This is a genomic window from Burkholderia sp. Bp9099 (assembly GCF_003857805.1).
Taxonomy (GTDB): Bacteria; Pseudomonadota; Gammaproteobacteria; order Burkholderiales; family Burkholderiaceae; genus Burkholderia.
In genome coordinates this window covers 56,777-68,618 of record NZ_QTPU01000010.1, presented here as the reverse complement: position 1 = coordinate 68,618, position 11,842 = coordinate 56,777, and the positions used below count along the sequence as shown (strand labels likewise).

General features: G+C 66.9%; 12 protein-coding genes. 2 read left to right on the top strand and 10 right to left on the bottom strand.

Annotated features, from left to right (window positions below):
* Window positions 1-17 precede the first annotated feature (17 nt).
* From DIE17_RS13260 to DIE17_RS13215, 10 genes are all read right to left on the bottom strand, one after another.
* Window positions 18-461, bottom strand: coding sequence for a TadE/TadG family type IV pilus assembly protein (locus DIE17_RS13260; protein WP_124920967.1), 444 nt, complete (start codon window positions 459-461; stop codon window positions 18-20).
* Window positions 458-991 (bottom strand): TadE/TadG family type IV pilus assembly protein, encoded by a 534-nt coding sequence (locus DIE17_RS13255; RefSeq protein ID WP_124487327.1) that lies wholly within the window; start codon window positions 989-991, stop codon window positions 458-460. Before DIE17_RS13255 ends, DIE17_RS13260 begins: the two co-directional genes overlap by 4 nt.
* Window positions 992-1,004: 13 nt before the next feature.
* The gene (locus DIE17_RS13250; RefSeq protein ID WP_124920966.1) at window positions 1,005-2,276 is read right to left on the bottom strand and encodes a pilus assembly protein TadG-related protein; all 1,272 of its coding nucleotides are present in this window, start codon (window positions 2,274-2,276) and stop codon (window positions 1,005-1,007) included.
* Between the two features lie 27 nt (window positions 2,277-2,303).
* Entirely contained in the window at window positions 2,304-2,600 is a 297-nt protein-coding gene (locus DIE17_RS13245; RefSeq protein ID WP_044844304.1) for a hypothetical protein, read from the bottom strand.
* Window positions 2,601-2,620: 20 nt separating this feature from the next.
* Entirely contained in the window at window positions 2,621-4,615 is a 1,995-nt protein-coding gene (locus DIE17_RS13240) for a type II and III secretion system protein family protein (protein ID WP_124487330.1), read from the bottom strand.
* A 113-nt stretch (window positions 4,616-4,728) separates the two neighbouring features.
* Window positions 4,729-5,565, bottom strand: a complete 837-nt coding sequence (cpaB, locus tag DIE17_RS13235) for a Flp pilus assembly protein CpaB (protein ID WP_044844306.1) — start codon at window positions 5,563-5,565, stop codon at window positions 4,729-4,731.
* A gap of 35 nt (window positions 5,566-5,600) precedes the next feature.
* Window positions 5,601-7,001 (bottom strand): ATP-binding protein, encoded by a 1,401-nt coding sequence (locus DIE17_RS13230; RefSeq protein ID WP_124487331.1) that lies wholly within the window; start codon window positions 6,999-7,001, stop codon window positions 5,601-5,603.
* Between the two features lie 32 nt (window positions 7,002-7,033).
* Window positions 7,034-7,573 carry a prepilin peptidase gene (locus DIE17_RS13225; RefSeq protein ID WP_124487332.1) on the bottom strand — a complete coding sequence of 180 codons (540 nt, stop codon included), beginning with the start codon at window positions 7,571-7,573 and terminating at the stop codon, window positions 7,034-7,036.
* A gap of 31 nt (window positions 7,574-7,604) precedes the next feature.
* On the bottom strand, window positions 7,605-7,811 hold the full coding sequence (locus DIE17_RS13220) for a Flp family type IVb pilin (protein WP_044844309.1): 207 nt from the start codon (window positions 7,809-7,811) through the stop codon (window positions 7,605-7,607).
* Between the two features lie 168 nt (window positions 7,812-7,979).
* Entirely contained in the window at window positions 7,980-8,162 is a 183-nt protein-coding gene (locus DIE17_RS13215; RefSeq protein WP_011880534.1) for a Flp family type IVb pilin, read from the bottom strand.
* Between the two features lie 1,050 nt (window positions 8,163-9,212).
* On the opposite strand from DIE17_RS13215, the gene DIE17_RS13210 reads away from it, so the two are divergent.
* Complete coding sequence (locus DIE17_RS13210; RefSeq protein ID WP_124487375.1) at window positions 9,213-10,448, top strand: glycosyltransferase family 87 protein; 1,236 nt, start codon at window positions 9,213-9,215, stop codon at window positions 10,446-10,448.
* Window positions 10,448-11,827 (top strand): glycosyltransferase family 87 protein, encoded by a 1,380-nt coding sequence (locus DIE17_RS13205; RefSeq protein ID WP_124920965.1) that lies wholly within the window; start codon window positions 10,448-10,450, stop codon window positions 11,825-11,827. The genes DIE17_RS13210 and DIE17_RS13205 overlap by 1 nt, the downstream gene beginning before the upstream one ends.
* The last annotated feature ends 15 nt before the right edge of the window (window positions 11,828-11,842 follow it).

Sequence of the window (11,842 nt, the reverse complement as noted above, 5' to 3'; positions counted from 1 at the left end):
GTGCCTCGTCGGTTCGATTATTGACAGGCCGTGCCGCCCGTCGACGAATTCAGGCTTTCCCGCGACAGCGTCGTGGTGAACGACGGCATCGTGATCGAGACGTTCGCGATCGGAATCATCGTCCTGACCGTCACGTTGGTGATGCTGACCGTCACGAACGAGCAGGAGCTCACATCGCAGCCCGACGGCGTGTAGCTCACCGACACGTTCGCGTTCGACAGCATCGGCATCAGCGACTTCACGCGTTTCGCGACGCCGGCGGCGTTCACGTCGCAGACGATCGCCGTGCGTGCGCCGAGCCGGAGGGCCTCGGTCGCGGTGTTCCAGTAGAACAGCACGCGCCCGAATTCGAACACGCCGATCAGCAGCATGATCAGGATCGATGCGATCAGCGCGAACTCGACGATCGTTGCGCCGCGTTGAGTGCGCCGGCGCAACAGCGGAAAGGGGCGCGCGTTCATGACACTTGCCTCATCACGGTGACGATGTTGCCGAAGGTGATCGAGGACAGCCCCGGGTAGGCCGGAATCGGCTGGTACTGGTAGCCCTTCACCTTCACCTCGACGACGTTGATGCTGCCGGTCGCCGTGCCGCTTGCCGCATTGTTGGTCGAGTCGTACGTCGGCAGGTTCGCGAACTGCGGCGGGTCGGACGCATCGGCGCAATCGGTCGAATGCGCGGCGTCGCAGACGATCACCATCGATGTCGTGAGCCCCGGCACCAGCTCGGTGCCGGCGGAGCCGCACGTGGTGCTGCCGTACACGACCAGGCACTGCGCCTCCGCGAGCGGATACGCGCTGTCGGTCGGCAGAAAGACCGACAGGTAGCGCGCCGCGTTGCGCGTCGCCTTGGTGAGGGTCTCGTACTGGTAGATCGCGCGGCCGAACTCGGCCACGCCGGTCGCGAGCACGATCATCGGCATCAGCACGAGCGCGAATTCGACCGCGGCGACACCGCGCATGCGTGACCGGCGAATCGGGAGCCTTTTCATGATCGCGTCTCCTCTATTGAACGAGCATCGGCACCTTGATGCCTGCCGGGCTGCCGCTGCCCGGCAGGCCGTGCGTCGCGCACGGCGTGGTGCCGGAGGCCGTCGAGCCGAGGTATTCGAGGTGTGCCACGATCCCGCCGGAGCCTGGGCTGAACGGCAGCGGATCGAGCATCAGCACACAGTCCCACTGCGTGACGTGCAGCTTTTTGCTTGCCCCGTTCAGCGTCGAGCAGTCGCCCTCGGGGGCAAGCGCGACCCGGCGGTCGCCGCCATACGTCTGGTAGTTGCCGGCCGTAGCGGTCCCGTTGGTCGCGATGCCGCTGCCGGCGGGCGGCGTGCCGTCGCCCTGGTACGACTTGAAGCTCGCGCGATCGAGCACGAACTGCGCGTAGGCGTCGCCGACGATGCCCGCGGTTCCCGGCGGCCCGTAGTTCGGGCCGACGTATGCATAGCCGGTGAAGTCCGGCTGTCCGCTCGAGCCGTTGGCGCCGTTCGTGTAGATGCCGAAGCGGGTATTCCAGGCGCGCAGCGACGCGGACTTCAGGCCCGTCGAACCGAGGTCGGGCGGCGACGTGATGCTGCAGGTATTGCCGGACAGTTCGCTGGCGATGGTCGGCTCGTTCGTTGAGCCGTCGAGCGCCGCCCAGCCGAAGTTGCCGGGCCCGTATGTCGTCGTCGAACCGGACAGCGACGAGATCCAGTCGCCGACCTTGTACGGCGTGGCGGCCGCCGCGCGGCACACGAACACCGGAATCGCACAGGTGGTCTGCCCGGCGCCGACCGTCGCGATCGCGCTCGCCGCGACCTGGGCCGCGTTCGCGACCCGCACGCCGGGAATCGTGTTGAGCACCTCGATGAACCAGTGCGCGATGTTGCTCAACTGCGCGGTGCACTTCACGTACTTGATGTTCGCCGGCGTGGTAACCGCCGTCTTGGTCAGGAACGGATTGGTCAGCGAATCGCTGAACGTGACGTTCGAATCCGTCTGCATCTGTACCGCGTTCTGCTGAAAGAACGCGAAATTCGAGTGGCCGGCTGCGATGCCGTCCGCTTCCGAGACCTGCAGGCTGATGGCCGATGTAAGGTCGCGCGCAGCGGACAGCGCGCATGCGTCGGCGCTGTTCTGCAGTTCGCTGCGCGTGACGTACAGCTTGCCGAGGTCCAGCGCGAGACCGACGAACCCGATCATCACCGCCAGTGCGAGACCAACGATGATCGCGACGGCGCCTCGCTGGCGATGCATACCGCGACGCGTGAGTTTCGGATGACGAGCTGCGCTGGACATGGCGTTCTCCCTGAGCTTGCCTGCGTGTTACTGCGCCGACTTGCCGATCCCGATCACGAATGCATTGGCTTTCGGCTCGGGCTGCTTGAACGACTTTTCGTAGTTGTCGAGTGCGGACGCGGCGGCGCTGCCGTTGACCCCCGGGTTCGATGCCGCGTGTTCGGCGGCATGCGGATCGATGATCTGGGCTTGCGTGACGGCGCGGACCGAATCGCCGAAGCGGGTGTCCCACACCGGCGTCGACGACATGCAGCCGGCGAGCGCGAACGCGAGCGGGACGGCGAGCGCCGCGCGGCGCACGAATACGAGGTAGGCGGATTTCATGAGCTTCCCCTTGAATGGCTTCAACGATCGGTGGACTGGGGTTCCGTGCCCGCCCGCGCGATCTGCGCGTGCGCGGCGGCCGGCAAGCCGTGCTTCGAACGCGGCGCGGGTTTTGCCGGCGCGGCGGAGCCGGCGGCCGCGAGACGCGCGGCAGCCGCTTCGATGCGCGCGATCCGCGCCGCGGTAGCCGCGGTGGCCGCTTCGGCCTGCGGCTGCGACTGCTGTTGCGGCTGCGACTGCGGTTGCTCTTGCGGCTGCGCGGCCGGCGCCGGTTCGGCGCTCACCGTCCCAGCCGCGTCGGCAGCCGCGGCCTTCTGCGGCTCCGCCGGCACCGGCGCCGGTGCATCGGCGGGCTGCGGCGCACGCGGTGCGGGCAATGCGGCGGCCGGTGCGGCCGGCTCAGCCGATTGCGGCGCCGGAGCAGGTGCGGGAGCCGGCGTCTGCGGTGCATCCATCGCGCCGCTCGCCGGTTGTGCGCCCGCCCGGCGGACACCCTTGCGGCCTTCCATGTTGCCGGTCGCATACACGTCGGCTTCGTTCGGCTTCGAGAAGCTGTCGGTCGGCAGCGGCACGTCGGCGGTCTGCAGCGGCCTCACCAGGTGCGGCGTGATCACGAAGATCAGCTCGGTGCGATCCTGCTGGAACGACGTGCTGCGGAACAGCGCGCCGAGCACCGGTACTTCACCGACACCCGGGATCGCCTTCAGCGCACCGGTCCCGTTGTCCTTGATCAGCCCGCCGATCGCGAACGACTCGCCGTCGCCCATCTGGACCGTCGTCGACGCGCGCCGCGTCGTGATCAGCGGCAGGATCGACGTGCCGCCGATGTTGGACGCGCTCAGCGTCACGCCCGTCTGCGACAGTTCCGACACTTCCGGCGCGACCTTCAGGCTGATCCGGCCGTTCCCGAGCACCGTCGGCGTGAACTTCAGCGCGACGCCGAATTCCTCTTCCTGCAGCGTGATCGACGACGTGCCATTGCCGCTGCTTTGCGGCACCGGGATGAAGATCCTGCCGCCGGCGAGGAACGTCGCCTCCTGCCCGCTGATCGTCACGAGATTCGGTTCCGCGAGGATCTTGACGAGGTTGTCGGTGTTCTGCACATCGGCCGCGATGCTGAACGGCCTGTTGTTCGCCTTGTTGAACACCGCGCCGCTTGCGACGCCCGCGAGCAGGTTGCTGACGAGCGCGCCGCTCCACGAGCCGAAGCCGCCCTGGATGTTGAACGCGCTGCCCATCTGGTTGATCAGCGTCTTCGACACTTCGGCGACCTTCACCTCGAGCATCACCTGCTGCGGCGACGTGACGGCCAGCATGTTCAGCACGCCGGCGCCCTTGCCGCCGCCGTCGCCGGCGCTGTCGCTGTACGCACGGGCGATCTGCACCGCCTGCTGCGCGGCCTGCGAGTTCGATACGTTGCCTGCCAGCACGATCGTGCCGGCGGCGGTCGACACGTGAATGTCGTGTTCGTTCGGCATCAGCTGCATCAGCGACGCCTGCAGGCCGCCGGCGTCCGCGCCGACCGCCACGTCGATCACGCGGCACGCACCGCTGCGACCCTGCACGATCATGTTGGTCGTGCCGACCGACAGCCCGAGGATGTACAGCGTCTGCGGCGACACCATCGTCGCCTGCGCGACGGCCGGGTTGCCGATGGTCCGGTTGCGGACCGGCTCCGGCATCGGCACCAGCAGCGACTTGCCGAGCGGCACGCTGACGCTGGTCGACTCGCGTACCGCGCCCACGCAGTTCGGCCCGCGCAGCGGCCCCGGCGCCGCGGCGGGCGCGGCGGCCGGAGTCGGCGTCATGCTGATCGTCATCTGCATCGGCCCCTTGGCGGCCGCCGCCGGCGCGGCTGCACCGCCCTTCATCAGCGCGGCCGATTCGGCGGCTTCCTGGGCCAGTGCGCTGTATACGGTCAGCGTTCCGGCACAGAGGATCGCGGCCATCATCGCGCCCCGTGCGATACGCGTGCGCACCGGGCCGGTACCTGAATGTTGCGGATTGATCTTCATTTCGTCTGATCCCCCGAGTGACCGGCGAGGCGCCGGTTGTCGACTTTCAAGGCCGCCGTGCCCTGACGGCGGCCGATCTGGTTAATGTGGTTATTTGCACGTGTTCTACGAATTCAGAAACATTCGACGCTGCCGTGTACCCCGGTCAGCACCCCGACGCAATCGCGGCGTGCTCCCGGTGCCGCATGGGATGCGACACGCACGCGCACGGTCTTCACCGGCGCGGGTGCGGGCGCTTCGGGTACCGGTGCCTTGCCGAGCAGCGTGAGCTTGGTCGCGCCGTCGGTGGTCAGCGTCTTCTGGTCGACCTGGTTGCGCAGCACGAGCGACAGCGTGCCGACGCTACGCGCGAGGTCGAGGCGCTCGGCCTGGTCGGGCGTGACTTCGAGCGTCACCGCGTTGACGACCTTCGGTGCGGTGTCGTCGCGGCTGACCTGCTGCGCGACGGCCAGCACGAGGATGTGCTCGAGCACGATCTTGGAGATGCTCTGCCCGTCGGTCTTGCCTTGCTGTTCCTGCGTGTTGACGATCACGTCGACGTAGTTGCCCGGCAGCGCGAAGCCCGCGACGCCGACCACGTCGTTCACCCGCACGGTGATCGCGCGGCTGCCGTCGGCGATCACCGCGGACAGGCCGCCCTTCGTGCCGACCGGCGCGAGCTTCGACTCGATCACCGGCTCGCCGCGGGCGAGGCTCGTGCGCACGACGCGCCCTTCGAGTTCCTTCGTGTCGGTGAACGCGCCGGTCGGCACGCTGCCCGACGGCCAGCTCACCATGTGGATCTGGTTCGGCCCGAGCGGCTCGCCCAGGTTCAGGTCGGTGGTCGCCACCGCGACCGACGTGATCGAGCTGCTGGAGGTATTCATCAACCAGCGGGACGCGAACACGACCGCGGCAAGCCCCGCGACCATCGCGACGATCAGCATCATGAGCGCTCGACTGTTTTTCATGGCAATGCTCCTCAACGAATCGTGAAAGAAACGGCTCAACCGGTTACGTGCGTGCGACCGCCGTGGTCGGCAGGCGGCAGATACACGCCGTCGCGCTCGGGCGCCGTGCCGAAATAGCTGGCCCATGCGTCGTGCAGCGCGTCGTGCGTCACTTCGAGCGGATCGCCGCGATACCGCGCGCCGGCGGCGACGAGGCGCAGCAGATCCATCGGGAAGCATGCGAGATAGGCCTTGCCGGTCGGCAGGTGCAGCCGGTGCAGCAGATAGTCGAATGCGTCCTGCGTCGATACCAGGCCGAGCGACGCACATGCGGCGTCGAACACCGCGCGGTAGTGGTCGATCGACAATGCGCCGACGTGAAGCTTGGAGCCGAGCCGGCGCAGGAACGCGTCGTCGGCGAACTGCTCCGGCGCCAGGTTGCTCGAGAACACTGGCCAGACGTCGAACGGCAGCACGAAGCGGTTGCCTGACTCGAGCGTCAGGAAATCGACGCCGCGATCGAGCGGGCGCAGCCAGCGGTTGAGCAGGTCGCGCGGCTCGACACGCTGGCGGCCGAGATCGTCGACGATGTACATGCCCATGTTCGCCTTCATGTGCGGCGGCGCCTGGTAGAAGCCCGCCGCGTCATCGCGGCGCAGGTCGAGCTCGTCGAGCGTCAGCTCGCCGCCGGACATCACGACCGGCCGCTCGCACAGGCGCCAGCGGCGATCGACCGATTGGCCGTCCGCTTGCGCTGCCGCATCGACATGCACGAGCGGGTCGTAGATCTGGATCACTTCGCCGGCGGCGCAAATGGCGTACGGCACCGGCACGTGGCCGCCCATCAGCGCGCCGAGCCGCTCCGCGAGGAACGTCTTGCCGCTGCCGGCCGGGCCGTAGATCAGAAGCGGACGGCCGGAGTTCAGCGCGGCGGCCGCCGAATCGAGGATCGCCGTATCCATGACGACGCCGTCGAAGACGGCCCACACGTCGTTCTGGGCCACGCGCAGCTTGCGCACCGAATGGGTGGACACGCAGTCGAGATACGCGTCGAGCGTCACCGGCGCAGGGCCGCTGTAGCTGCTGCGCGCGCGCTCTTCGAGCGCGGCCAGGCGGCCTGCCTCGGTCAGGCGGAACGTCACGTCGAGGTCCGTCTTGCCGCGATGGGTCAGTTCGACCAGATGCTCGCGCACCAGGAACGCGAAGATGTCGTCGAGCACGGCGAGCGGGAGACAGTGACGCTCGATCAGGTCGCCGTAGGACGGGCGGCCGAGCACCAGCGTCGACTTCAGCACGAGCCCTGCGATGAACGCCTGGCTCAGTCCGGTTTCCTCGAGCGAGCGCGGCGCCGCCGGCAGTTGCGCGCCCGGCTTCGCGTGCGCCTCCCGCATGGGCGACGGAAGCGGCAGGTGTGCAACCTGCGCGTCGCGTCTCGGTTCGGTGGGGTTCGTGTTCATGTTCGGTCCATCCTCGTTGCAGGTTCGGCGCGCTACGCGCACGATACGAACAGCATGCCCAGCGTGCCGGCGGCAATCGCCACGCCATACGGCAACGCACCGACCGACGCGAACTCCACGGGGCCGTCGGTTGCCCCTGCACGCGCCCCGGACGCGCGACGCGCGATCAGCGCCACGACGTTCGCCCACATCTGGCGCACGCGTCCGCGCAGCAGCGCGAAACCGATCGCGCCGATCCCGCCGGCCAGAAAGGCGGCCAGCACGATGTAGAACGTCATCTGGGCGCCGACCCACGCGCCGATCGCGAGCATCAGCTTCACGTCGCCTGCGGCCATCCCGCGCAGCAGATAGAACGGCAGCAGCAGGCCGAAGCCGGTCGCGGCGCCGGCAAGCCATGCGAGCGCACCCGCCTGGACGCCGTGCAGCGCGCACTGGGCAATCAGCGCACCGGCCAGCCCGATCACGACGAGCCGGTTCGGGATGCGTCGGCTCGTGATGTCCGTGCTGGCCGCGACGACGACGAGCAGCGTCACGCACAACGGGACCGGGTAAGGCAGCGCAGCAGGCAACATGGCGAACCTCGACGGGATGTAATGATCAGGATCACTGACCCAGTGCGGTATTGACCGCCGCGGTCACGATCGACGCGATCGCGTTGTACATGTCTTCAAGCGAACCCTTCAGTACGACCACGCTTCCCAGCACGATGGTGGCGAATACTGCCGCGATCAGCGCATATTCGATCGACGTCACCCCCTGCTCGTCGGCGATCCATCGCGATACCGCTACCGCACATCCCCTGGTCCGCATGACGACCTCCGATTCGGTTGATCAAGAGAGCGGGGGAGACTCGAGCAGTGCACCGGCCGAGTCATCCGCCGTTCGGTTCATTCGACATCCGTTGGTTGGGTGTCCGGCCCTGATCGAGCGACGGGATGACGACGAACGGGCCGGACTCACCGTTCGCCGCCCCGCCATTCAGATGGCCGCGTTGAGGTCGTCTGCGATCGTGTTGAACACGGTCTTGAGATCGTTTCCGACCAGCGTCAATGCTGCAACGAGGCCGACTGCGATCAGCGCGGCGATCAGGCCGTATTCGATGGCCGTCACACCTTGCTCGTCTTGGACGAAACCGCGGACTTTCTGGATGAACGTGGACATGGCTAATCTCCTTTCGCACTACTATTGAAATCCCGTTGTCGGGTATCGACGCGGGGAGCTGGCACTACCGGCACAACGGCACAACAAATGGATTCGGATGCGGCGCTCAGCGACGGACACGGCAGGGTACGAGCCTGGCCGGGCGAACGATTGTCGGTGGGCTGATGCGTGCGATATCCATGCGCGCTGCGATCTGGCGAATGGCGCGATCGAGCAGAGCGAGAACGGCGCAACGACCGCCCCGTGCATGGATACGGATTGAACGGATGACGCAAGCGCGTCGATGCTGCTGCGGATATGCTTCGCGGCATGCGAGCCGCGACGTGCTCTGGTCTTTCATTTTTATTCCCCAAATGCTGTCATGTGATTCTTGTTGCGCGGACGATGCCGTCGCCTATTCGCTCGGTCGACGTTTCCGGCGGTTTTCACGGCCTGGGCGGCGTATTCCCCGACGCGCCCCCGATCCGTTGCTTTCCGCAGGTGATTGAGTCCGGTCTTGTCAGCCTGTTGCTTCAACCGGTCGTTCATCACGTCGTCGACTTTCGTGCGGACCTTGACGCAAAGAGCAGGCCAGCCAGAAGGAAATCCAGACGCAGCAAGGGTTCCGGCGATCCCCCCGTCAGTCGTATTTCGGCGCGCTGCACAAAATGTTTCAGATTTGATATACGCACGCAGGCCGGCCCGGGATGCCGGCGGGGCGCCGCCGTGCTGTGCAAGGGCACCCAAAAATTTTCTCGGGATTTTCCCGAATCCATGCAGCCCGTCGCCGGACACGAATTCCGCACACCGCCGGACCGGCGAAAAACCCGGAATGTTTCAAGCGAGAAACATCATTTGCGCCGCTACGGTTTTCTCAGACGTGAAAACCCGGTTTTCCGCGCTGTCGCTGCCGAATCGATATCTCACGATTCAGCCCGCGGTTTGCGTCACGCGATTTTTTCTCCAACAATGCATTCACCGGACAGCGCCATCGAACGCGATTCGATCCGGATACACAGCAACACAAAAAGGCTGCGGCAGAGAAGCAGCCTTCACCGCAAACGGGGCATCATGTACACAGCCAATCGTGGAGTGCGCTATCGCGCCAAACGCTGTGCTCAATGGCTGACAGCCGACCGGATCATTCCGTACAGCTGCATCATGCTGATGCTGTGTGTTGGATTCCTGATCACCTGGGGCTTCGTGACGGATGCCTTCACGTCACAGACCACCGCACGGCCGGGTGTCGACTTCTCCGTCTTCTGGACCGCGTCGCAGCTCGTGCTGCAAGGCCATGCCGCCGCGATCTACGATCCGGTCCTCTTCTCCCATGCCGAGGTCGCGCAATTCGGTGCCTACATTGGCCACCAGTCGCTGCCCTGGCTTTATCCGCCGACGATGCTGCTGTTCATCGCGCCGGTCGCCCTCGTGCCTTTCCTGCCCGCGTATTTCCTCTTTTTTGCGGGCAGTCTTTTATGCTATGCGTACGCAGTCCTGCGACTGTCGGGTCTGCGTGCGCACCTGCCCGCTCCGCGCGCCGCCGCGCTCGTCGTGCTCGCCTACTCGGGCGTGTTCGCGTCCGTCCTGTACGGGCAGAACAGCATCCTGACCGCCGGCATCGCCGCATTCGCGCTGCATTTCCTCGGCCGACGCCCGATCGTCGCCGGCGTGCTGATCGGGCTGCTCGCCATCAAGCCGCAGCTGGCGGTGGTGTTTCCGTTCGTGCTGGTCGCGACCCGCTCGTGGCGCACCTTCGCGTCGGCAGCGATCACCACGGTGCTGTTCACCGTGGCCGGCATTGCGCTGACCGGCACCAGCTCCCTGCAGGGCCTGGCTCAGGCGATGTCGATCGTGCGCGGCATGCATTTCACCCTTCCTGCCTACTGGTTCGTTTCGCCCACGACGTTCGCGGCGCTGCGGCTTGCGGGCGCATCGATTCCGGTCTCGCTCGCCGCCCAGGCCGCCGTCGGGCTGCTCGCAATCGCCGCCGCCGTCCAGGTGTGGCGTCGCACCGCCGACATTCGGCTGCGCGGCGCGGCGCTGGTGATCGCCACGCTGTTGACGACCCCCTATCTTTGGCATTACGAACTCGCGTGGCTCGGCATCGCGTTCATCTGCGTGATCGCCCACGGGCTCGACGAAGGCTGGCTGCCGGGCGACCAGATCGTGATCGTGCTCGCGTGGCTGCTGCCCATATTCGAGATATTCAACCGGATCACGAAGCTGCCGCAGATCGGCCCGGTCGTGCTGCTCGCCGTCCTGTTCGTCGTCGTGCGGCGCTCGACCCTTGCATCGGGGAATGCGTGATGAGATCGCCGCGCTCCCTTCTGCACGGCGATTCGGTGCTCGACGCACACCCGGAACTGCCGATCGCCGGCCCGCGCCGGTTCCCGCATTGGCTCAATCGCGATCGGGTACGCCTCTATGCGGCAGCGGTACTGCTGACCGAGTTGCTGTTCCTCTGCGTCTACCTCGCACGCGTGCACGGGTCGCATACGTCCGTGCCCGGGCCGCTCGCGCAGGATCTCGCGCCGATCTGGAGCGCTGCACGGCTCGCCGCGCACGGTCATGCGATCGACGCGTGGCATTTCCCGTCGCTCTTCGCGATCGAGAAACTCGCGATTCCGACGATGAACGCCGCGGACGGCTCGCTGCCGTGGCTCTACCCGCCGACCATGCTGCTGTTCGTGCTACCGCTCGGCTGGCTGCCGTACATGTTCGCGCTCGTGCTGTGGATCGGCGTCACCTACGTGCTGTTCGCGGTGACGATCCGCGCGACCGTGCAGCGCGATGCGGCGCTGCTCTGCGCGCTCGCGTTCCCCGGCGCGTTTCTCACGGTGATCGTCGGGCAGACGAGCCTCCTGAGCGCGACGCTCGCCGGTTGCGGGCTGCTGATGCTGAATCGTCGTCCCGTCATCGCCGGCATCTGCTTCGGATTGCTGACGATGAAGCCGCAAATGGCGATCCTGTTCCCGCTCGCGCTGCTGTGCGCCGCTCAATGGCGCGCGCTGGCAGCGTGGGCGGCAACGATCGCCGGCGGCTTCGCGCTGTCGACGCTCGCGTTCGGCCTCGGCGCGTGGTTCGCATTCGCACACGGAATTCACGACGCAGCGCAGCTCGTCGGCGCCGGCCACGCACGGCTCGCGCGCATGCCGACCGTCTTCGCGCTCGCCACCCTCGCCGGCTGGCCAGTCTACGTCGCGCGCGGCCTGCAGCTGCTGTCGGCCGCGGCCGCCGCGATCGCCGTCGTGTACGCATGGCGCGGCGCGTGTTCGTACGCGCTGCGTGCCGCGACGCTCGCCTGCGCATGCCTGATCGTCAGCCCCTATCTGTACGACTACGACCTGACCTGGTACGGGCTCGTGATCGCATGGTACGCACGCTATGCGTGGACGCACGGCTGGCGGCGCTTCGATCGCGAATGGCTGCTGCTGATGTGGGTGATGCCGCTCGCCGGCCTCGTGCTGGTGCCGCATCTGTCGTTCCAGTTCATGCCGCTGGTCACGCTGGCTTCGCTGGCACTGCTCGTCAGCCGGATTGCACAAGAAAGGCACGACGTGCCGTCGATGCCCGACGCACGCGACAACTCGACCGAGACCGGCTTCCCGCATCCGGTCCGCTCACACCACCGCCCGGCGCACGGACTGCGCCGCAGCGGCCGCCCGACCTTCGGCGTCGGCCGCTGACACGTCATCACAGGG

Coding starts and splice junctions, on each gene's coding strand:
- DIE17_RS13260 (WP_124920967.1), bottom strand. CDS start 461: ATGAACGCGCGCCCCTTTCCGCTGTTGCGCCGGCGCACTCAACGCGGC.
- DIE17_RS13255 (WP_124487327.1), bottom strand. CDS start 991: ATGAAAAGGCTCCCGATTCGCCGGTCACGCATGCGCGGTGTCGCCGCG.
- DIE17_RS13250 (WP_124920966.1), bottom strand. CDS start 2,276: ATGTCCAGCGCAGCTCGTCATCCGAAACTCACGCGTCGCGGTATGCAT.
- DIE17_RS13245 (WP_044844304.1), bottom strand. CDS start 2,600: ATGAAATCCGCCTACCTCGTATTCGTGCGCCGCGCGGCGCTCGCCGTC.
- DIE17_RS13240 (WP_124487330.1), bottom strand. CDS start 4,615: ATGAAGATCAATCCGCAACATTCAGGTACCGGCCCGGTGCGCACGCGT.
- cpaB (WP_044844306.1), bottom strand. CDS start 5,565: ATGAAAAACAGTCGAGCGCTCATGATGCTGATCGTCGCGATGGTCGCG.
- DIE17_RS13230 (WP_124487331.1), bottom strand. CDS start 7,001: ATGAACACGAACCCCACCGAACCGAGACGCGACGCGCAGGTTGCACAC.
- DIE17_RS13225 (WP_124487332.1), bottom strand. CDS start 7,573: ATGTTGCCTGCTGCGCTGCCTTACCCGGTCCCGTTGTGCGTGACGCTG.
- DIE17_RS13220 (WP_044844309.1), bottom strand. CDS start 7,811: ATGCGGACCAGGGGATGTGCGGTAGCGGTATCGCGATGGATCGCCGAC.
- DIE17_RS13215 (WP_011880534.1), bottom strand. CDS start 8,162: ATGTCCACGTTCATCCAGAAAGTCCGCGGTTTCGTCCAAGACGAGCAA.
- DIE17_RS13210 (WP_124487375.1), top strand. CDS start 9,213: ATGTACACAGCCAATCGTGGAGTGCGCTATCGCGCCAAACGCTGTGCT.
- DIE17_RS13205 (WP_124920965.1), top strand. CDS start 10,448: ATGAGATCGCCGCGCTCCCTTCTGCACGGCGATTCGGTGCTCGACGCA.